Raw genomic sequence first — 18,386 nt, 5'->3', positions numbered from 1 at the left:
TTAAAGGGAGATTCTATATGCGTAATCAATTCATCAAAAGTATGATCGTTTTATGTTTGGTTTTTGTACTATTACCGACCACTATTATCTCGGCTGCATCGCTTATCAAAGACCCGGTCCTGGCCAAAGTTATTCGAACAGATTTGAAGCTGTCGGCTAAGAAGGAAGTAAAGGCTACCGATTTGAAAAAATTAAAATCCATATATGCTATGGAAACGAAAAATAAGATTTCTAACCTGCAAGGTCTTGAACATGCCGTTAATATGACGGATTTATTCTTGCCTGGTCAAAATATAAAAAATATTAAACCACTTAACAAGTTAAAGAAATTGACGTTCTTAGCTGTTGAAGGCAATCAGATTGCAGATATCTCGCCACTTTTAGGTCTGACTAATCTGCAAAATCTGGTTATGGACGATAACAAAATCAAAAGCCTGACTCCATTAAAAAATATGCATAAGCTGACCAGTCTACTCGCCAGTGGGAATCAGGTGACTGATCTAAGTCCTCTTCAGAAGTTAAAGCTGGAATGGGTCATTATGAATGGTAATAAAATTCAGGATCTAACTCCTTTAAAAAATCATCCGACCTTGGAGTACCTTTATGTAGAAGATAACCTCATCGAGGATATTACAGTGCTCGAAACCATCCCACATCTAACAGAGGTATATTTGGCTAACAATCCGTTGAATGAGCGTGCAGAGCAGGTTGTGAAAAACTTGGAGAAGAAAGGCGTCGTTGTAAGTCTGGTAAGCGATGAAGAGGGTCAGGCGAAGTAGTTTTGATTAGAGAAAATGTATATGTATATGTAAGAAAGAAGTTAATCCCTCATTATATTGAACAAAAACAAAGAAGGCCGCAGATATTCTGACGGCCTTCTTTAACTATGTTGGACAGAAACGCTCGGTAACAACTTAACGCTCGTCCCACAACAATATTATTCCACTACGATCTCCTTCACCGTCTCCCCCTCAACCAGCACCGGCTGATAGTAGGTGTTCGTTGGCAGATCCTTTTTGCCTTGCAGATTCTTGATCACCCAGTCGGCAGCATCGCGGCCCATCTGCTCTTGGGGATGGGTTAGTGTTGTTAGCCTGATGTTGGCGTTCTTGGCAATGTACGAATTGTCCTGTCCAATGATGGATAACTCATCCGGGATCGAGATGCCCAGTTGCCTACAGGCGTGCACGACTTCCAGTCCTACCTCGTCGTTGTAACAGACGATTGCTGTAAGAGAATCTCTGTTTTCGTCCAGATACGCTGCTACATTGGAGGAAAGTTCTTGCTTCGATGCGGTATCAAAGGAGAGCACTTGCTCAGGATGGAACCGTAACTTCGCTTCACCCAGCGCCTTGATGTACCCCTTCATCCGGTACTTGCCCTGTAGATCATCCATTTTGGCAATAATGCCGATCTGGGTATGGCCTTTAGAGATCAATTCCCGTGTGGCAAGATAGCTGGATTGCACGTCATCCAGGCAGAAGAAAGGAACTTCCAGCTCCTCATAAAATGCATTAATCATCGTAAACGGCACATCCTGCTCCTTGAACGATAGGTAGTATGCAATGTTGGGATTGTAGAGATTACTTTTGGTAGGTTCGACAATTAGGCCATCCACGCCGTAGGAGAGCATCATTTCGAGGGCTTTTTTCTCCTGTGCTACATCATTATTAGTACTGGCCAGCAGTAACGAGTAGTTGTCCTCATTCAGACGACTCTCGATGCCGCGAATAATGGACGGAAAGATGTAATCCGAGATGTATGTCGTGATTACACCGATCGTTTTCTTCGACGTGTTTACGCCTGATCGTGATCGATACTGATTGCTAACGTAGGTCCCTGACCCCTTTTCGCTTCGTAAAAATCCTTCGTTTGACAACTCTAAAATAGCCTTCCGCACCGTCTGGCGACTTACGGTGTAGCTTTCCTGTAATGCCAACTCGGTGGGGATCTGTTCGCCTATGCTATATGTCCCCGAGAGGATATGACTCTTTATATCATCAATGATGACCTGGTATTTTGGCTTCACGTAGTCCACTTCTTTCATCGTTACTCATCTATATCAACGTTATTGTTCAAATAGTTGTACGTACATATTTTAGCATGATTCAGTTTAAATGCATATAAAACAGCACAATTTTTGAAATAAACCGTACATATCAGGTCTTTTTAGAAAGAGGTGTACCTTACAGCATAGCCAATTTATAGCCATTTAAGTCCTTTTATTAATCAAATAGAGCACGATATGTGCTCTTTGTAAGTATAACTATTATATATTATTGACAAATGTACGTACAAAAAATATACTAAGGCTGTCAGAAAAGGAAAGCGCATTCTTTGAAAACACAACAGGAAGTATCTATACAAAATTCATCATTAGCTATCGCCATAGGTAAAAGCTTCACCTTATATATGCATCCTTTGGGATGTGAAATCGTGACCGGAGAGGGGATACACGTGATTATGAGTCAATTGGACTTGAAAGAAGCCATTACCACGGGCGCTACTTCACTTGGGATTGAATTTGGATCAACGCGGATTAAGGCGGTATTGATTGACGAGCGTTTTGAGACCATCGCGTCAGGCAGTTATGAATGGGAGAACCTCCTGAAAGATGGATATTGGACGTACAACCAGGAGGATATCATCACAGGCCTGCAAACGGCTTATCGTGAGATGAAGCAAGATGTGGAACAGAAATACGGAATCACGCTGCGCACGGTTGGTTCTATCGGATTCTCGGCCATGATGCACGGATATATTGCGTTGGATAGCGAGGGCGAACTGCTGGTACCTTTCCGCACTTGGCGTAATGCTACTACAGGAGCAGCTTCAAGAGAGCTAACGGATCTTCTGCAATTCAATATTCCGGAACGCTGGAGCATCGCCCACTTGTACCAAGCGATTTTGAACGAAGAGGCGCATGTGCCACAGATCGATCACCTGACAACCTTGGCTGGATACATCCACTGGTTGCTGACGGGCAATAAGGCGATTGGGATCGGCGATGCTTCAGGCATTTTCCCAATTGACGAGTCTACACATAACTATCATCCATCCATGATCCAACAGTTCGACGAACAGATCGCAGGCAAAGGTTATCCGTGGAAAGTTGAGGACCTTCTGCCCAAGGTATATCTCGCGGGTGAGAATGCAGGTGAGTTGACGGAAGCGGGAGCCAAGTTACTCGACCCTTCGCAAGATCTGCAAGCAGGCATTCCGCTCTGCCCGCCAGAAGGCGATGCCGGAACGGGTATGGTGGCAACAAATAGCGTGAGAAAACGTACGGGGAACATCTCCGTCGGCACATCCGTATTTGCGATGATCGTACTGGAGAAGGAATTATCCAAAGTGTATCCCGAGATCGATATGGTCACCACGCCGGATGGTAGCCCAGTAGGGATGGTGCATGCTAACAACTGTTCCAGTGATATCAACGCATGGGTTGGACTGTTCCGTGAGTTCTCTCAAGCAATGGGATATGAAGTGGATAACGCCAAGTTGTTTAGCGTGTTGTTTAACAAGGCTTTGGAGGCAGACCCTGATGGTGGCGGCTTGCTCAGCTACGGTTACTACTCGGGTGAGAACATTACGGGACTTGAGAAAGGCCGTCCATTGTTCGTCCGCTCCCCGGAAAGTAACTTCAATCTGGCAAACTTCATGCGGGCACATCTGTTCAGTGCCTTCGGTGCACTCAAGTTGGGTATGGACATTTTGACGGAAGAAGAGAATGTAGCCATTGACAGCATTTTGGCTCACGGTGGCCTGTTCAAGACCCCTGTTGTCGGACAACGTATTGTAGCTGCTGCGATGAACGTACCGGTGTCGGTAATGTCTACCGCTGGTGAAGGCGGCGCATGGGGTATGGCACTTCTGGCATCGTACATGATCAACAAGGATCAAGAGGAGAGCCTGGATGTGTTCCTGGAGCAGAAGGTCTTTAACGATGTTGAGGGAGTCGAAGTGGCACCGGATGCATCGGATGTGAAAGGGTTTGAAGCATTTATCGAACGCTACCGGAATGGACTTGCGATTGAGCAATCAGCCGTAGATCATCTGGTAGAGAACGGGAGGGAATAACATGTTAGAACAACTGAAAGAAGAGGTATTCCAGGCGAATCTGGAACTGCCAAAGCACGGACTTGTGAAATTCACATGGGGTAACGTCAGTGCAATCGATCGGGAAAGTGGTCTGTTCGTCATCAAACCAAGTGGCGTCAGCTACGATACGATGAAAGCAAGCGACATGGTTGTGGTTGATCTGGACGGTAACGTGGTGGAGGGTGAGATGAGACCTTCCTCGGACACCGCAACACATGCCGTACTATATAAGCATTACTCGGAGATTGGTGGCATCGTGCACACACACTCCACATGGGCGACCATCTGGGCGCAAGCCGGACTGGACGTACCTGTGATGGGAACAACACATGCGGACACGTTCTATGGGGCGGTGCCTTGCGCACGTTTCCTGAACCAGGACGAGGTTGATCGCGGATACGAAGCAGAGACGGGACGCGTCATTATTGAAACGTTTGAACAGCGTGGGATTGATGTTATGGCTGTTCCGGCAGTGTTGCTCCATGGTCACGCACCGTTTACATGGGGGAAAGATGCCAAGTCTGCGGTGGTGAACAGTGTCGTGCTGGAGGAAGTGTGCAAAATGAACCTGTACGCGCGGCAATTAAATAACTTCGCGAAAGAACTGCCGCAAGGCATCTTGGATAAACACTATCTGCGAAAACACGGAAAAGACGCGTATTACGGACAGAAGTAATTAGGTTATAACAGTGACTGGAAGCATGTCCTGGCTTCCAAGTGGTTTAGTGTGGGAATGATTTGTTCAACTATACTTTTTACACGATAACGGAGAAGACAGAAGAAAGCTGGAGAAGCGGAGCGTTCGCGTTTATCACAGGATTTTCCCTTTAAAAAAGGGAATCAAAAAAATCCGGGGATAACCAGCGATCGAAAGATTATTCTGGCTGCGCAGTGTGCTAGTGTAAACCCATTGGTTCAACTATAAAATAATGAAATGAGGATGATTATATGTCAGCAGCAAAAGAATTCTGGTTTGTGGTCGGTTCACAGCATTTGTACGGAGAAGAAGCACTGGGCGAAGTAAAAGCCAACGCACAGAAAATCACGGATGCGCTTAATGCAAGTGGCGTACTGCCGTACCCGCTCGTATTGCAGGATCTGGCGGTAAGCGCAGATAAAATCACGAGTACGATGAAGGAAGTCAACTATCGCGACGAAGTAGCAGGTGTGATTACGTGGATGCATACGTTCTCCCCGGCGAAAATGTGGATTCGTGGTACAAAATTGCTGCAAAAACCTTTGCTTCACTTGGCAACCCAATTCAACGAAAGCATTCCGTGGGCAACCATCGATATGGACTTCATGAACTTGAACCAAGCGGCACATGGTGACCGCGAATACGGCTTCATTAATGCCCGTCTGAGAAAACAAAATAAAATCGTTGTTGGCTACTGGGAGCGCCCAGAAGTGCAACAACAGGTTGCTGACTGGATGGACGTAGCGGTAGCTTATAATGAAAGCTTTAACATCAAAGTAGCGCGCTTCGGTGATAACATGCGTAACGTGGGCGTAACCGAAGGTGATAAAGTGGAAGCACAGATCCAATTCGGATGGACCGTTGATTACTTCGGCATTGGCGACCTTGTGCAATACGTGAACGCTGTAACAGAGCAGGAAATCGATGATTTGATCGCTCAGTACGGAGACCTGTATGAATTCGATTATGGCACGAATAGCAAGGAAGCTTGGGAAGCCAGCGTACGTGTGCAAGCGAGCTATGAGATTGCAATTAAACGTTTCCTGGACGAAGGTGGATACAGTGCCTTCACTACAAACTTTGAAGATCTGCATGGCATGAAACAACTTCCGGGTCTGGCTGTACAACGCCTGATGGCTCAAGGGTACGGATTTGCCGGTGAGGGTGACTGGAAAACAGCTGCGCTGGATCGCTTGCTGAAAATCATGGCCCATAACGAGAACACAGGCTTCATGGAAGACTACACATACGAGATGGCCACTGGACAGGAAGCTATCCTGCAATCCCACATGCTTGAAGTAGACCCTACACTGGCTAGCACGAAACCAAGAATCATCGTGTCCCCACTGGGTATTGGCGATCGTGAAGATCCGGCACGTCTCGTATTCGATGGCAAAGCAGGCGAAGGTGTCGTGGTATCCATGGCAGACTTCGGTACACATTACAAACTGCTGATCAATGAAGTATCTGCATTTGAGCCAACCGTTCCAGCACCTAACCTGCCGGTAGCACGTGTTCTGTGGAGCGTGAAGCCTAACTTCCAAGATGGAGTGAAAGCATGGATCGAAAATGGTGGTGGTCACCATACGGTTGTATCCTTGAACTTGACGACAGATCAGATCGTAACGTATGCGAAGCTGGTGAATCTGGAGTACGTTATTATTAAGTAAAAGTGGATCAGCAGCTACTGCCTGAACTCAACCAATTTTTTTCTCTGTGGCCGGGGGTTAACCCTCGGCCCTTTGTTTGTTATGCTGAGAAGCATGATGTGAAGCTGAGCAAGGATTTGCTTTTTCATCGAAAAGGGGTAAGAAATGAAGGAGGAAGGACATGTATACAAAAGAAAGCTTGATGCAGCAACTAGAGCAGCTTGGTTTGGATCGCCAAGGTACGTTGCTTACGCACTCTTCCATGAAAAGTATAGGCGAGGTTGAAGGTGGAGCAGACACGGTGTTGGATGCCTTTAGCGACTATATGAGAGACGGATTGTTGGTGCTTCCCACTCATACATGGTCTACCATTAATGCAGATAACCCATTGTTCCACGTGGAAAATTCTACCTGTTGTGTCGGTATTCTTCCTGAACTTTTTCGTAAACGTCCGGGTGTAGTTCGTTCGTGGCACCCAACGCACTCGGTAGCAGCACTGGGACGGGACGCAGAGGCATTTACGAAGGACGATCATCTCTTCGATACACCATGTGCGAGAGGTTCAGCATGGGGGAAACTGCTTGATCGGAAAGCGACGATCTTGTTAGTAGGCGTTGATTTGAAGCGGAATACATTTATTCATGGGGTCGAAGAGTGGGTGGACATCCCTGGCAGAATGACGGACGAGCATGAGATGCTTTATACGGTTTTACCAGATGGAAGCCAGATTTCAGTACCGTCCCGCAGACATTGTGGATTGCCATGGTCGGAGCATTTCTGGAAAGTAGACGAGGTGCTGGTTCGCGAAGGTGCGATGCGTAAAGGAAAGCTCGGCGATGCGGTCGTAAGAGTGTGTGATGCGGCTAAGACGGCAGAGGTAATCACGGAAATGCTGAAGGATAACCCCGATCTATTCACGGACAACCTCCCTCTACATGCAGTAACCGAATGATATAAGGGCCGTCCGATAGCCGGATGGCTTAATATGAATCACATGAAAATGCCCAAATATCTCCCGAGCAGATGACCTTCCTCTCCTGTTTGTACTCTAAACCTTCAAAAGCATTCATAAATAATCAGAAATAGATCAGCATTTCGATCAGAGGTTGGTCAGACTTCCAGTGTATGGGCTACTCACCCTTAGGGTGGTGTGATAAGATATGGTTAAATTAACCAATAAGTATGGCGTAGCAGTATTGTATAGGTGTTTATTGAAGTTTTATATAAGTATCCCATAGAATTATGAGCAATCACGTTGTCATTGTAGCATCTAAGAAGGAGAAGATTCGTGAACCCATTAGTATGGTATGATCTCTTTTTATTTGTCCTATTGTTCGGTGTAGGTTTATATGTGTTTGCTACGGTTAGAATTACGAACTTACATAAGGTGTACTTTTTGTTTCACGGGTTGATGATGCTCTGGCCTTTCTGCCAATTTGCGAGTACGCTCACGGATGATTCCGGTCTGCAATTGTTCTACGTTACCTTATCTTTCGTTGCGGTCTCCTTGCTTGGAAGCGGGTGGCTTCTACTGACGATCTTTATTACCGGTTATTCAGAGCGTCTGAGTGCAAAAGGAACCTTCTTGCTATTTGTCCCTGCGGTGATCGGGGCTATAGGTGTGGTCGCAAATCCATGGAACGAATTCGTCATTCCACTGGAGGGCGGGTACATCGAGCGGGATTATGGCCTTTGGTTCTGGGTTGTGATGACTATTCTGGTGAGCTATTTCTTGACTTCTCTCGTGGTTCTATTCCGGGCGGTGTATTCTTCGCAGAAGTCTGCCATGATCAAAAAACAGGTGAGAATTACCCTGTGGGGCATCTTGGTGTTAGCTGTTTTTGCAACGATTGATGCGATTCTGAATGTCGTTCTAGCCCGCTGGTTGCCGATCATTCCTGGCATGACTTCGCTGGGGATCTTTCTGTCGGACCTCTTCTTCGTCTATGTGATCAAAAGATACAATGTGTTCGATCTGGTCTCCATCGCCCATGAGGACGTAATCAATACCATTCCTTATGGCATCCTGGTACTGGATGAGAATGAAGTCATTGTTGAAGCGAACAAAGCCTCACGATCCTTTATGGATCTGCATGTGGGGGATTCTTTTGATATGGAAGCCTTTCTGGAGTCTGTTCATGTTGTGGGTAGCTGTCGGGAGTTCGCCAATCATTATAAGAAAAAAGAAAATACCCTCTCTCACATTGAAGTGATCGTGGAGCGAGACAACAATATCCGGCACTATATCCTGCAATCGTCTCCGATTGTGGATTCGGCTCTTGTGCCGATCGGTCATATTCTCACGTTCCAGGATGTCTCGCAGGAGCGTTTCTACGTGAAAGAGATGAATCGCCAGAACGTAACACTCCAGGAGCGAAACCAGGCGCTAGACTTGATACGTCAGGAGTTATCCGAGGCCAATCGCAAACTTGAGGAACTCGCCCTGACGGACAGTTTAACCAACTGTTACAACCGTCGTTATCTGACCCAACATCTGAATCACGAGGTCATTACCAATATTCAATACAAAACACCATTTTCACTCCTGCTGCTCGATATCGACTACTTCAAAGCCATCAATGACCGCTACGGACATGTCATCGGGGATGAAGTGCTCGTTCGCACGACGGAGGCCGTCAAACAATCGATTCGCAGTACCGATATACTGACGCGTTATGGCGGGGAGGAGTTCATGATCTACCTTCCCCACACGGAGCATAATTTGGCGAACCAGATCGCGGAACGCGTGAGAACAGCTGTGGAGTCCAACCACATCATGGTGGATCACGAGATTATGCAAGTGTCCATTACGATAAGTATTGGGATTCTTTCCTTTGAGGACTTTGAAGTTGTGCATGTACCGGACAACCCGGAGGGGTATTTGACGCATCTATTCGCTGCGGTGGATAAGGCGTTGTATCAGGCGAAGCAGAATGGGCGGAACAGAGTGGAGTTTGCGGAGTTTGAGCGGGGAGTTGTTTGAGAAGAGAAATAAGAGAAGAGTGGGGACGCAATCCACTCTTTTTTGGTATTAAAGAATGATGTTGGTACAGATATATTAATCGGAAATTTTATGTGATTTTTCGATAGCATTTAAAACTTCTTTGCTAATTTTGGTCAATGATACGATTGTATCTGTACTTTTGCCACTTATTAGAGTTATATGTTCATCCAAGGCTCTTTTGTTCTCAGAGTCTTCTTTAAATTTAAAGATTTCTTCAGCATTGACCTGCAATCCATTCATTATTTTTTCCAAAGTCTCCAATGAAATATTTCGATCTCCACGTTCAACCCCACCAATATAGCTATAATGAAGACCTGCTGCTTCCGCCAGTTGTTCCTGAGTCCAGCCTTTTGCCTTCCTTAACTCACGTATTCGATTTCCTACGTCCTCTGGTAAACTCATTTGATCACCTCCACTTAAGGTTAGAAGAGGTTATAGAATCCTTACAGACTAATATGTGCAAATTGTTTTGTTGAATAAAAGTACTTATAAGTACAATTTATATTGATCTTCTTTTGATTTATCTATACAATTATAAGAAAATGGATAATTAAGGAGGATCTCCTTTTGCGAAAATCTATCCTGAAATCACTCAAACCGGACATCATTGTTGAAATGTTGGACATGGCTGTGGCTTTTGAAAATTGGAACAAGGTGATGGAGAGGGCGGACATGTTATATCAATGTGTGCAGTCTTTCCATGAAGAGCGGCAGGAGTTTCAGTCAAAGGGAGTGCCTGCACCACATATACACATCGAGCGTCCCTTGGTTTACTATTACGGGTTCAGTCACTTAATGCGGGGTATGGCTCACCAGAAGATGGGACAGGCAGACCAGGCGCGAGCATGTATCGATCAATATGCAGAACTAGGATGGATGGAGGTTCTAGATGAGGTAGGTATGAAGGTGGTGCAGGAGTTCAGACATAAGGCACAGGTGAATCGGTATGCTCTTGAGATTGAAGCCGGGCAGGTGCAATTGCTGGAGGAGTTTGTGGACTTTTTGCTTGAGCATCCTAAGGAATGGTTGGTGGGTCTGAAAGTGATTACGGAAGCAGCAGTGCGGCATAGGTGGCAGATTGATCGAGTTATACATTTGTTTGAGGATCAGATGCTGGGCGATGGCACAAAAATGAATTCTTCAAACAACGATGATATGTACCATTACTGTTATCAGCGGGCTTTGTATGAACGGTGGATGGGAAGACCGCAGGAGGCCGTGGAATTCATTTTGCAGGTGATTCGGTTAGCGGATAAGCTTGGGTTGGATCGGTATTTTATAAGGTGCATAGCATTGTTGGAGTCATTACGGGGAGAGGCGACGGCGGAGCAGCTTGGGCGGTATCGGGCATTTATGAAAGGGATAGGACAGGAGCGTATCTAAGTTGGGTAAAATAGACAAACACTCTGAGCGTTGAAAAGACTGCCTACGATTTAATTGATCATACGCAGTTTATATTTTACCTGAGTCACAGTCGTATACTTAGTCACGGTCAGGAAAGATCGGCTTTTTATTTACTAAATTAAACCAATCTTCAATATGATCACTTAAAGATGGAATGTCGTTGATCCCTTTTTCACATATTTCGTTATACTTATCGCCTAAAATTCCTTTCAGATTATAATTTTTCTTATATTCGTCCGTTAATCTTGCCTGATATACTTCATATGGTTCCAAGCTGTAATTATGGTTGCGAGTCTCACGACCAAGATACAACTTCCATTGTAACTCGCCCTGGAAAGCATCTATACATGTAGCTAATTCGTTGTACATCTTCCCTGGATTGAAAAATCTGAAATAAAATCCGGGCGTGTGATGATAAAGATCCTCTCTTGCAAACATATTATATCTGACCCATTCGTAGGTACGAAGCTTAGATAATGTATAGCCTATGAAGTGCGGCAGTCCCAGAATTTTATTCGCAATATTTGTACATGACTCTAAACTCTCAGTGAATATATCGCTCCCAAATTTCTCACTGAACATCGTGTATATTTCTTTAGCTAAGTTATGTTTGTCCAAGCTGGCGGTGCGAATATATTCTTCAATTTGTGTTACCTCTTCCTCATATTCATCCTCAGGAGCGTAGGGGAATAGATTAATGGGGTCCCAATCGTTTATTATTTTTTTAACTAACATATGTAACACCTCTTTTAAAGTTCTTTATTGATCCTTCGGGTCTGGTCGTCACATAAACATCTTCCCATATCAGAAGCTTGATGAGAGCATCCTTTGAAGAATTCTAGTATAGACTCCATCCTTACTGGATGAAGTCAGATTGTTTAATTAAATTGTTGGATAAATGCTGTAAAGTCTGTGGCGGCCAGATGACCACCCAAGGTGTTGTAAGAATATATCGTTTCAATATAGATAATATTAGGCTGAGAATTGTGGCTGTAATTAAAACAAAACAGGTTACCCTCTACATCTATAGCAAAAGGAAAATGATTAGGAGGAAGGTTGTTCTTTTGCTCATTATATAGATCCAATATATCAAGCTCATCAAATGCGATGAAGGTTAAGAAGGAAGAAAACATCACTTTTTTTCCACTAATGTTCAACGTCCGTTGGGCAGGTTCTGCACCGTGATATTTTTCTATGAAATGAATGTACTCAGAGGGAAATTGTATACCCCAAGTCTTTTCCACTGTCTTTACGGTATGAATATCAACAGGAGGATACTCCGTGCTCCATGCATTATTATTATCGACCATTTGATCTACTCCCTAGAGATAATCATTTTGGCTACTTCGTTTTTTGATCCACTAATTTCAAGGAATATAGTAATTACGGTCCTCTTAGTATGAGTCATTCATCTTCGGGGAAAATCGGCATTTTATTCTCTAAATTAAACCAATCCTCTATATGATCGTTCAAGGCCTGTATATCCTCAATACCTAACTCACAAATTTCATTATATCTTTCTTCCAAAATCTGATTCTTCTAATTGTTCAACAGATAGTTGTATTTTTCCGTTATTTTGTTCTTGTATCGCTTTTAGATAACTATCGTATCTTTGTCATCGTCTCAATCCTCAGTTCTTGATCTGTACTATATTTTAATCCATGTTAGATGCTGTTTGTGAGGACCTATAGTTCTATTTGCTTGTACCCATTCTCCTGAAAATCTCAAACGGAGGTGTATTGTTTGTGCCTAATTCCGTATAGTACACATATATATAATTATTATTTTAATAGGTCAGGGTGTTCAATTATGTTCACTATTTCATTTAAAGCAATTGATAACTTTGATGAAATTAAACAAATGTCTGCAAAGCGGTTTGATCTAACGAAACAAGATATCGAGGGAAGTATTGAATTGGATTTTAACGGAAGTAAGTACGGTATGTTCTTTGACGATTGTCCATTTGGTAATGAAAGACTTATTAGATGGTTTGTGGACTTACTGACTATAGTCCAGAAGATTAGAATACATCAATATGTTGCTTATCGAATTCCTGATAGCGCTAATTTGTGGCTTGAGTTTATACAGCAGGGAGTGGAACTACAAGTTAGTTTAGTAGAAGGTATTGATCGGGAAGTTATTCTGGACTTATTTATTACTGAACCAAATGAGGAATTTAGATACTCAAATTGGAATGGTGTTAATGTAAGTTCGGCATCCTTTACAGAAGAAATTATGAAAAATGCACATCAGTTTCTAGATTTTGTTACTGAATTGAATCCTGACATACTGCAGAGTACGAGTATTCAAATACTTCAGGAAAAGTTAAACGATGTAAAGCAATTGACTTCATAGAGAATCTACTTTAATGAAAATGTTGATTACGATGGATAATTTCATATCGAACTTTATCTTATTCTATGGCATCATAAAGTTCCGACATTCGGTCAGCTAATTCCAACTGCGGCTCTATTCGCTGATGATTCATATCGGTAGGTGTCATGTACAGCAATTCTTTTCCCTGCTCAAACATCGTGACATGGTACAAAACCCCTGTTGAATCTTCTTGATCTGGATCAAGTACGATTTCTAAATCGCTTACCTTTTCAATCCATTCCTTAATCAGCACTTGATCTGTAGTTGTTCTTTTAGTACCATCACTGCCACTCATCATTTCAATAGAATCAACCTGTGTAATATCGCCAGGATAGAAGGTCGAGGTTACTGGTGGAGGTGTGTCCGTATGAAATTTATGAAGGTGTTGTTAATATGTTCACTGTTATTTATATTGAGTGCATGTACCATTTTTAATTCAAATGATTAACGGATTCAAGGGTATGTAAAAGAGATTGATCAATCGAACAAAAGAATTCTTGTAATAAGTGATTTGGTACCAGATGATTTTCAGGAAGATACGAATAAATTAATACAATCCAACAAATATAGTGAAGCATATTGGGTTAGTGGTATAAACCTGTCTAAATTTAATGTTGGGGACGAGATAGAAATAACTTATGATACTTTAGAGACATCGTATCCCGGGATCCTCACTGCTAAGAAATATACTAAGTTAGCAAATGAGTAAAACAAGGTAACTTAAATCAATTAATATATGTAGAGTGTTGTCTATGCTGATTTAGTGCAACACTCTTCTTTCCTTTTTCTTAGAAACCTGTATGTGGTTTAGTTCACTCCAGAGTATGAAATAGTTCGCACGTCAAACTTCACTTTTGAATCATTGAGAGAAGAGGCGACAGAGGAGCAAATTGGACGGTATCGGGTGATGTTGGAGGAGATGAAGTAGGGGGGGGCTTACTGGAACTGGTAGAATATGCCTTGAAGTGGGTATATGCATATAGGACCATAGCACCGATGAGGAGCACAGCTTATGTTTTTACCATGGTAAAAACAGGATGTTAGCTGGATAGTTTACATATTACACTTCTGCTAACATAGGATAATCCTATTTCAAATGAGCGGAGAAACGTATGAGTACAATTAAAGTTACCCCTGAACAACTACATCACGTATCGAATCAGGTGGATCAAGCAAGACAACAGTTGGAGAGTATACGAAGTGATCTGACGAGACAGATCATGTTTGTTCAGATGATGTGGATGGGCGCAACGCAGGAGCGATTTTACTATGAGTTCGAGCAGTCACGACCTATACTGGATAAAGCGCTGGAGAGTATGGTGAATACATCCAAGGAATTGAAGGATATCGCCACGCGTTTCCAAGATGCAGATGCTCAGAAGGTAAGTCTGGGTGGTGCGTTTGGAGCAGTCGGTGTCGCAGCTATGATGACCAAGTCAACAGGTGATTCAGGTTCGGGTGACAAGGGCTATCGGATGGCGCAAATCAATATGTTTGGTAAATTGGTATGGATGCCTGTCAACGAGAATGGTGTTGCGGATCAGGCTGCTCTTCAGGCGTATCAGAGAGATCAGGGAAATCTGGACTTTAATCGCATGCAAGCTGTGAACGTTGAACCGCCTGGGGAAGATATTTTTGCGTTACAGATCAAGGCATTTGAGATGGGCATTCATCCTACGACAGGAGAGCCTGTATCCGATAAGTATGCTCAGATGATGGTGACCTCTCTGAAGTTTAGTCAGATATTCATGGCGATTCAGATGGTTCGCGGGAGTATGCCGGGTGGTAAGGGGCCTTATCGATTGCCTGCTTCTAATCCAGCCGTGGCGAAGATTAAGCAGCATATTGAGGCTGCAAGTACAGGTGGTAAGAGCCCGGGAAATATAGTATCATCACAAAAAATCAATAATAGGTTTCCTGATGATGCTCAAGCTGGGAAAGAGTTCACCTTTAGTATAGAGAGCGGAAGACTGAAAGATGTAAATGGACTTAATGAGATGGATTTTGTTGTAGACATGAAAAACAAACTTCATATAGGAAGAGGTCATTCTTTTCTAGCAAATGGTGAGTCTGTTCAAGCAGCAGGGAAGCTAAAGATAAATGCGGATGGACAAGTTAGAAGAATCACTAACTTATCTGGACATTACACTCCCTCAGTTGAACAAACAAGGGCATTTCCACAAATTCTGGAACAGGCTGGGGTAAGAACCAAAAATGCATGGTTAGAAATATTCTCTATAGATACAACTCCTTCAGGATATGTTAATACCAATGAACTTGTTAAAGTCTCAAGTACGAAAATTTCAGGGAAGTAGGAATGACTTTGGAACAAATAAAACAGATGAATAAAGAAATATTCAAAGAAAATTTATTAAAGACAATTCAAGAAATCTCAAATGAAATTGGGTTAACATCTAATGAATATAGATTCATTATCGAGCCTGTGAGGGAAAAGGATAAGCCATTGAATAGTGCAGATGATATGATGCGATTGAATATTTTGAGTGAGGATAATATAGGAGGAAAGCAGTTACCGTTAATCAATACGGTGAATGTTCTTTGCGGTTTAGAGCCAATGGTGCCTATATGGATTAATGTAATCTTTATAGGTTTAGATGAAACAACAGCGATCTTTAAATTACAGTGTAGTTTAAGGTTTAGAAAGCCTACTTTGCTGAGAAATGTTGAAACAGGACATGCCCCCTTTAAAGCGATTATTGAAAGAACAGATTAAAGATAATGACCTTTATAGTCAACTAGCCCACATAGATACAGATGAGGGGTTGTGAAGAGATTATGTATGAATATCATGGCTGGGCAACCATTAGAGAGTGTGCGTCGTTTGAAGAAGATGAGTATCAATATGGTTTAGTTATTCAACATCTGCGAGAATATGTAAAAGTGCTAAATTGGCCTACAGGTGTTTTGGACGTGAGAGCAGTTAATGGTGACTTTCAACTATGGATAGCGGGCCTAGATAATCACAAACCTGTATCAAAGTATGATCCCGCCGAAGTGTTGAAAAAGGTAGGTGAAATAGCTCCGGGTTCCTACGGAATTCTTTATGTAAGAGATAGTGATGATACGGAATCCTTCAATCAGTTTAAGGTCTACACTTTAATCCGAGGTAAAGTAATGGAGAATAATGATCCGTTTCTCTCCCCATTCATACCTACACTAGAGGATGAAGAGCTATGAAACAAGAGTTAGATCTTAAATTTGAGCTTCACAAAAAGTGGTTAGAGACTAATGGTCAAGAAGGTGAGAAGCTACGATTACAGGAAGTTGATTTTCAACATTATGAGTTAACTGGTGTGTGTTTGGCACAATCGTATATGACTAGCTGTAATTTTGATAATCTTAGCCTGAACAACATGGATTTCCATGCCTCAGTTTTAAGTTCGTCAACTTATAACGACGCAGAATTAGTGAATTGTGATTTTTATAAGTCGGACCTATCTTATACTGAATTTTCTAATGCAACTTTGAATGGTTTAAGATTTGCTAGAGGTGATTTTTGGGAGGCTGATTTTAAAAGGGCTACGATTATAGATTGTAATTTTTCGGCAAGTAGCTTCTCTCTAACTGACTCTAGTAACGCTTCATTAATAAATATAGATATAAGAGAATCGAGGTTTGAAGGAGTTTCATTCTATGGAGCAACTTTGAAAAATATGAAAGGAATAACCGAAGCGAATTTCCATAGCATTAATGTCGGCACTCCTGACAACCCAACAGTCCTTCTAGGTCAAGATGCAGCAAAATGGTTAGAAGCTACCGTGGAAGAATAAATTTTAAATTATATCTTAAAGACAAGTGCTGAATTGAATTTAAATTAACGGAGTAGGCATGTTGATAAAATATATGGACCTAGATTCTTTTAAGGAATACTTACTAAAAACTGTAGATGAATTATCCACCTATCATAACGAAGTACTGGGTGAAACCAGTAAATTCATAATTACTACGATTGAGGAGCGGGGTAAATCTTTAAATTCTACAGACGAATATCTTTACCGGGGAATGTTAAATTCGAATAATTTAGATGGACGCGAGTTCGATATTGATTCTGTTATAAAGATGTTGGGTTGTAGAGTACCCTTGTGCCCCCTTTGGATAAAAGTTTTGCTTAAAGAAGTCAGGGCTGAAGCACCTGTAATTGAACTACAGACGAGTCTAAGATTTCGTAAACCAAGTTTGTTACAAAACCAAGAAACGGGGCATCCTCCGTTCATAGCAGTTCTACAGTCTTTAAACTAATAAAGAAGAGAATAACGAATGTTTATGAATACCTGAATCTTAATAGATCGGACTATTTTTGGGTGTCTGATTACGATTGGGCTGAATCTTCTAAATGGAGGTCACTATAAATGATCGAAGAGTCTAGAGAAGTAATACGAAAAAGAGCGGCTCTTCATATGAACGATCCAGTAATCGAGCAATACAGAGATGAACTAATTAATATACTAAGTCAAAATGAAGATGAGACGATTCAATTCCTCAAGAACTGTAGTAAGGACGAACTTATTTGGGTTAGTGAGGTGTTTGAAGAAATAGCTTATAATCTCCAAAGTACAGAATATATCAACACCCTCAAGGAATGTGATAAAAAATATCCTGAATTAAAATTAACGAATATTATCAAGACGGCCATTTCTTACATGGATTAATCTTACCGGTATACAGAAAGTAGGATCAAACTGGGAGATGACTAAGATAGAGGTTAATGTTTAATATGTACAAACAATTAGATAATCTTTTATCAGCTGTGACGACAGTTGATTCCTGGTATGATGACGGTTGTATTATAGCAGCAGAATCATTGGAGGAATTCGGACAAAGTGATTGGGATAATTAACCATTGAGGTGTTAAATAAGCCACTGTACTGGAAGAAAAAGCTGGCTTACTGTCTAGATAGTACACAGCACACACAAGAATTTGAAATCCTGCTTTCTCTACTTTCTGATGAAGACAGCGAGTTATTCGAAATATGTATAGATACATTAAGAAGTTACACATCTACTGAACATAAGCAACGAATTATAAATCATCCTATAATATTAGATCGTGTGCATAATGCAATTTCAGGAGCAGGAACTGCTAGCCGAAAAATATTAGAGGAATTTCTTAAGGGGTTAAAATAGGTGAAATGAG

Annotated in this window: 20 protein-coding genes; 14 read left to right on the top strand and 6 right to left on the bottom strand. The window is 42.2% G+C overall.

Features of this window, described 5'->3' with window-relative positions:
• The first annotated feature begins 17 nt into the window (after positions 1-17).
• A complete protein-coding gene (locus tag MKZ13_RS30855; RefSeq protein ID WP_339180794.1) occupies positions 18-779 on the top strand; it encodes a leucine-rich repeat domain-containing protein in 762 nt (253 codons plus the stop codon).
• A 158-nt stretch (positions 780-937) separates the two neighbouring features.
• Here MKZ13_RS30855 and MKZ13_RS30850 read toward each other — a convergent pair whose 3' ends face one another.
• On the bottom strand, positions 938-2,029 hold the full coding sequence (locus MKZ13_RS30850; RefSeq protein ID WP_339185478.1) for a GntR family transcriptional regulator: 1,092 nt from the start codon (positions 2,027-2,029) through the stop codon (positions 938-940).
• Between the two features lie 434 nt (positions 2,030-2,463).
• On the opposite strand from MKZ13_RS30850, the gene MKZ13_RS30845 reads away from it, so the two are divergent.
• From MKZ13_RS30845 to MKZ13_RS30825, 5 genes are all read left to right on the top strand, one after another.
• A complete protein-coding gene (locus MKZ13_RS30845; protein ID WP_339180792.1) occupies positions 2,464-4,080 on the top strand; it encodes an FGGY-family carbohydrate kinase in 1,617 nt (538 codons plus the stop codon).
• Between the two features lies 1 nt (position 4,081).
• Positions 4,082-4,777, top strand: coding sequence for an L-ribulose-5-phosphate 4-epimerase (locus MKZ13_RS30840; protein WP_036611813.1), 696 nt, complete (start codon positions 4,082-4,084; stop codon positions 4,775-4,777).
• Between the two features lie 272 nt (positions 4,778-5,049).
• Positions 5,050-6,468, top strand: coding sequence for an L-arabinose isomerase (araA, locus tag MKZ13_RS30835; RefSeq protein ID WP_133386379.1), 1,419 nt, complete (start codon positions 5,050-5,052; stop codon positions 6,466-6,468).
• A gap of 160 nt (positions 6,469-6,628) precedes the next feature.
• Complete coding sequence (locus tag MKZ13_RS30830) at positions 6,629-7,399, top strand: AAC(3) family N-acetyltransferase (protein WP_339180789.1); 771 nt, start codon at positions 6,629-6,631, stop codon at positions 7,397-7,399.
• Positions 7,400-7,735: 336 nt separating this feature from the next.
• The gene (locus MKZ13_RS30825) at positions 7,736-9,430 is read left to right on the top strand and encodes a diguanylate cyclase (protein WP_339180786.1); all 1,695 of its coding nucleotides are present in this window, start codon (positions 7,736-7,738) and stop codon (positions 9,428-9,430) included.
• A 75-nt stretch (positions 9,431-9,505) separates the two neighbouring features.
• Here the strand turns inward: MKZ13_RS30825 and MKZ13_RS30820 are convergent, their stop codons facing one another.
• The gene (locus tag MKZ13_RS30820; protein WP_339180784.1) at positions 9,506-9,853 is read right to left on the bottom strand and encodes a helix-turn-helix transcriptional regulator; all 348 of its coding nucleotides are present in this window, start codon (positions 9,851-9,853) and stop codon (positions 9,506-9,508) included.
• Between the two features lie 165 nt (positions 9,854-10,018).
• On the opposite strand from MKZ13_RS30820, the gene MKZ13_RS30815 reads away from it, so the two are divergent.
• The gene (locus MKZ13_RS30815) at positions 10,019-10,834 is read left to right on the top strand and encodes an LLM class flavin-dependent oxidoreductase (RefSeq protein ID WP_339180781.1); all 816 of its coding nucleotides are present in this window, start codon (positions 10,019-10,021) and stop codon (positions 10,832-10,834) included.
• 99 nt (positions 10,835-10,933) lie between these two features.
• Here the strand turns inward: MKZ13_RS30815 and MKZ13_RS30810 are convergent, their stop codons facing one another.
• The 3 genes from MKZ13_RS30810 to MKZ13_RS30800 form a co-directional block, all read right to left on the bottom strand.
• Positions 10,934-11,590, bottom strand: a complete 657-nt coding sequence (locus MKZ13_RS30810) for a DUF1871 family protein (RefSeq protein ID WP_282319805.1) — start codon at positions 11,588-11,590, stop codon at positions 10,934-10,936.
• Between the two features lie 143 nt (positions 11,591-11,733).
• Complete coding sequence (locus MKZ13_RS30805; protein WP_339180778.1) at positions 11,734-12,165, bottom strand: SMI1/KNR4 family protein; 432 nt, start codon at positions 12,163-12,165, stop codon at positions 11,734-11,736.
• Positions 12,166-12,259: 94 nt separating this feature from the next.
• A complete protein-coding gene (locus tag MKZ13_RS30800) occupies positions 12,260-12,382 on the bottom strand; it encodes a hypothetical protein (RefSeq protein WP_339180775.1) in 123 nt (40 codons plus the stop codon).
• A 282-nt stretch (positions 12,383-12,664) separates the two neighbouring features.
• On the opposite strand from MKZ13_RS30800, the gene MKZ13_RS30795 reads away from it, so the two are divergent.
• Complete coding sequence (locus tag MKZ13_RS30795) at positions 12,665-13,210, top strand: hypothetical protein (protein ID WP_339180774.1); 546 nt, start codon at positions 12,665-12,667, stop codon at positions 13,208-13,210.
• 58 nt (positions 13,211-13,268) lie between these two features.
• On the opposite strand, the gene MKZ13_RS30790 is transcribed toward MKZ13_RS30795, so the two are convergent.
• Entirely contained in the window at positions 13,269-13,529 is a 261-nt protein-coding gene (locus tag MKZ13_RS30790) for a hypothetical protein (protein WP_339180772.1), read from the bottom strand.
• An 814-nt stretch (positions 13,530-14,343) separates the two neighbouring features.
• Here MKZ13_RS30790 and MKZ13_RS30785 point away from each other — a divergent pair.
• The 6 genes from MKZ13_RS30785 (at position 14,344) to MKZ13_RS30760 (ending at position 18,376) form a co-directional block, all read left to right on the top strand.
• On the top strand, positions 14,344-15,546 hold the full coding sequence (locus MKZ13_RS30785; RefSeq protein ID WP_339180770.1) for a WXG100 family type VII secretion target: 1,203 nt from the start codon (positions 14,344-14,346) through the stop codon (positions 15,544-15,546).
• A gap of 2 nt (positions 15,547-15,548) precedes the next feature.
• Positions 15,549-15,965 (top strand): hypothetical protein, encoded by a 417-nt coding sequence (locus tag MKZ13_RS30780; RefSeq protein ID WP_339180768.1) that lies wholly within the window; start codon positions 15,549-15,551, stop codon positions 15,963-15,965.
• Positions 15,966-16,027: 62 nt separating this feature from the next.
• Positions 16,028-16,429: an Imm7 family immunity protein gene (locus MKZ13_RS30775; protein WP_339180767.1), complete on the top strand. Its 402-nt coding sequence runs from the start codon at positions 16,028-16,030 to the stop codon at positions 16,427-16,429.
• Complete coding sequence (locus tag MKZ13_RS30770) at positions 16,426-17,022, top strand: pentapeptide repeat-containing protein (RefSeq protein WP_339180764.1); 597 nt, start codon at positions 16,426-16,428, stop codon at positions 17,020-17,022. The genes MKZ13_RS30775 and MKZ13_RS30770 overlap by 4 nt, the downstream gene beginning before the upstream one ends.
• Positions 17,023-17,601: 579 nt before the next feature.
• Complete coding sequence (locus tag MKZ13_RS30765) at positions 17,602-17,901, top strand: hypothetical protein (RefSeq protein ID WP_282319815.1); 300 nt, start codon at positions 17,602-17,604, stop codon at positions 17,899-17,901.
• 196 nt (positions 17,902-18,097) lie between these two features.
• Positions 18,098-18,376 (top strand): hypothetical protein, encoded by a 279-nt coding sequence (locus MKZ13_RS30760; protein WP_339180760.1) that lies wholly within the window; start codon positions 18,098-18,100, stop codon positions 18,374-18,376.
• The last annotated feature ends 10 nt before the right edge of the window (positions 18,377-18,386 follow it).

This window comes from Paenibacillus sp. FSL R5-0701 (genome assembly GCF_037973995.1).
Classification (GTDB): Bacteria; Bacillota; Bacilli; order Paenibacillales; family Paenibacillaceae; genus Paenibacillus.
This window is presented reverse-complemented; position numbering and strand designations above follow the sequence as displayed.

Bases quoted from the DNA above. Each gene is read 5' to 3' on its own strand.
- MKZ13_RS30785 (WP_339180770.1), top strand. From the start codon at position 14,344: ATGAGTACAATTAAAGTTACCCCTGAACAACTACATCACGTATCGAAT.
- MKZ13_RS30770 (WP_339180764.1), top strand. From the start codon at position 16,426: ATGAAACAAGAGTTAGATCTTAAATTTGAGCTTCACAAAAAGTGGTTA.
- MKZ13_RS30840 (WP_036611813.1), top strand. From the start codon at position 4,082: ATGTTAGAACAACTGAAAGAAGAGGTATTCCAGGCGAATCTGGAACTG.
- MKZ13_RS30790 (WP_339180772.1), bottom strand. From the start codon at position 13,529: ATGATGAGTGGCAGTGATGGTACTAAAAGAACAACTACAGATCAAGTG.
- MKZ13_RS30830 (WP_339180789.1), top strand. From the start codon at position 6,629: ATGTATACAAAAGAAAGCTTGATGCAGCAACTAGAGCAGCTTGGTTTG.
- MKZ13_RS30820 (WP_339180784.1), bottom strand. From the start codon at position 9,853: ATGAGTTTACCAGAGGACGTAGGAAATCGAATACGTGAGTTAAGGAAG.
- MKZ13_RS30765 (WP_282319815.1), top strand. From the start codon at position 17,602: ATGATCGAAGAGTCTAGAGAAGTAATACGAAAAAGAGCGGCTCTTCAT.
- MKZ13_RS30855 (WP_339180794.1), top strand. From the start codon at position 18: ATGCGTAATCAATTCATCAAAAGTATGATCGTTTTATGTTTGGTTTTT.
- MKZ13_RS30780 (WP_339180768.1), top strand. From the start codon at position 15,549: ATGACTTTGGAACAAATAAAACAGATGAATAAAGAAATATTCAAAGAA.
- MKZ13_RS30810 (WP_282319805.1), bottom strand. From the start codon at position 11,590: ATGTTAGTTAAAAAAATAATAAACGATTGGGACCCCATTAATCTATTC.
- MKZ13_RS30795 (WP_339180774.1), top strand. From the start codon at position 12,665: ATGTTCACTATTTCATTTAAAGCAATTGATAACTTTGATGAAATTAAA.
- araA (WP_133386379.1), top strand. From the start codon at position 5,050: ATGTCAGCAGCAAAAGAATTCTGGTTTGTGGTCGGTTCACAGCATTTG.
- MKZ13_RS30775 (WP_339180767.1), top strand. From the start codon at position 16,028: ATGTATGAATATCATGGCTGGGCAACCATTAGAGAGTGTGCGTCGTTT.
- MKZ13_RS30805 (WP_339180778.1), bottom strand. From the start codon at position 12,165: ATGGTCGATAATAATAATGCATGGAGCACGGAGTATCCTCCTGTTGAT.
- MKZ13_RS30845 (WP_339180792.1), top strand. From the start codon at position 2,464: ATGAGTCAATTGGACTTGAAAGAAGCCATTACCACGGGCGCTACTTCA.